This window comes from Pseudomonas sp. (assembly GCF_050739995.1).
Lineage (GTDB): Bacteria > Pseudomonadota > Gammaproteobacteria > Pseudomonadales > Pseudomonadaceae > Aquipseudomonas.
This window is the reverse complement of record NZ_JBOICG010000715.1, coordinates 1-1,801: the sequence shown is the minus strand read 5'-3', so window position 1 is coordinate 1,801 and position 1,801 is coordinate 1. Positions and strand designations below refer to the sequence as shown.

Sequence of the window (1,801 nt, the reverse complement as noted above, 5' to 3'; positions counted from 1 at the left end):
TGCTTGATGTACAGCACAGCCAGCACCACCAGGAACAACACGATGTAGATGAACATGAACTTGATGTTGGGGTTGTAATCGATGCCGAAGAACTCGTGGAATGGAATCCCGCCGTCCTTGGCCTTGCGCCCGAACTCCAGGCCGAGGAAGGTCGGCGATGGCACCGGCATCCCGTTCGGCCCGCCGGTAAACGACAGCCAGTTGTTCAGTACCAGGCGGATGATTTCACCAAAGCCCAGGGTCACGATGGCCAGGTAGTCGCCGTGCATTCGCAATACCGGGAACCCGAGGATGCATCCCGCTAACGCGGCGGCAATGGCCGCCAGCGGCAGCACTGTCCAGAAGCCCAGGCCCAGGTATTGATAACCCAGCGCCAGACCGTAGGCGCCGATGGCGTAGAACGCCACATAACCCAGGTCGAGCAAACCAGCCAGGCCCACCACGATGTTCAGGCCCAACCCGAGCAATACGTAGATCAGCCCGAGGATCACCACGGTCAGCAGGTACTTGTTGGCGAAGATCGGGAACACGATGGCGATCACGATCAGTGCCGGGATGATCCAGCGCAACCGCGATTTATAGTCCGGCGCCAGCACGTGCACGCCAGAACCACTGCTCTCGAAGCCCTGCAGAATCTTCAGGCCCTTGGGGGTTTGCAGGAACAGGCTCAGGGCAAACCGGCCAGCCATCACGATGGCGACCAGGGTCGCCACGCGGGCCGGTTGCAGGTTGAAGCCGTAGCCGTCGAGGACCACGCCGACAATCGGGCCGAACACCACCAGGGAAATCAGCCCGGCGAGGACCGTATCGACCACACTTTTCTTGATATCGATAGATTTGGCAGCAGACATGTTCACACCTTAGCCACGAGTGGGCGACCCAGCAGGCCCTGGGGACGGAAAATCAGAATCACCACCAGCAGGGAGAAACTGAACACGTCTTTGTAGTCAGAGTTGATCAACCCCGAGAACAGCGACTCGGAGATACCGAGGATGATCCCGCCGAGCATCGCCCCAGGCAGGGAGCCAATCCCGCCGAGTACCGCTGCGGTGAATGCCTTGATGCCGATGATGAAGCCGGCATAGAAGTCGAAGGTGCCGTAATTGAGGGTGATGAGCACGCCGGCCAAAGCAGCCATGGCCGCGCCGATGACGAACACGTAGGAGATTACCCGGTCGGTGTTGATGCCAAGGATCGAGGCCATCTTGCGGTCTTGCTGGGTGGCGCGGCACATACGGCCGAGCTTGGTGTACTTGATGATGTAGGTCAGCAGGGCCATGCCCGCGAAAGCGGCGACCAGAATGAAGACCTTGGTGTACGTCAACTGAACGAAGCCGCTGCCGATATCGACACGCCAGGCCCCGGCCAGCAGGGTGGGAATACCTTGTTGCTTGGCACCCTGGGCGATCTGAGCGTAGTTCTGCAAGATCAGGGAAATGCCGATGGCGCTGATCAGCGGTGCCAATCGGGTGGAGTTGCGCAGCGGTTTGTAGGCGACACGTTCGATGACCCAGCCGTAAACGCCAGTGACGACCACGGTGAAGATCAAGGTGCCGAGAATGAGCAGCGGGAAGGATTCGATGCCGAAGTAAGCCAGCAGTGCCAGACTGATCGCCGCGAGGTAAGCGGAAATCATATAAACCTCGCCATGGGCGAAGTTGATCATGCCAATGATGCCATAGACCATTGTGTAGCCGATGGCGATCAGCGCATAGATCGCGCCCAGGGACAATCCATTGAAGAATGGCTGGGTAAGTTGGGGTATGAGGTCGGACATTATTTCTCTTGCTCCAAATAGTTC

Annotated in this window: 2 protein-coding genes; both read right to left on the bottom strand. The window is 58.6% G+C overall.

The window, feature by feature from the left end; genetic code table 11:
- The coding region (locus ACRESD_RS24185) for a DUF3382 domain-containing protein (protein WP_431753211.1) at nt 1–851 on the bottom strand (851 nt) is incomplete at its 3' end.
- Between the two features lie 2 nt (nt 852–853).
- Complete coding sequence (locus ACRESD_RS24180) at nt 854–1,777, bottom strand: ABC transporter permease subunit (protein ID WP_431753210.1); 924 nt, start codon at nt 1,775–1,777, stop codon at nt 854–856.
- Between the last annotated feature and the right edge of the window lie 24 nt (nt 1,778–1,801).

Coding starts and splice junctions, on each gene's coding strand:
- ACRESD_RS24180 (WP_431753210.1), bottom strand. CDS start 1,777: ATGTCCGACCTCATACCCCAACTTACCCAGCCATTCTTCAATGGATTG.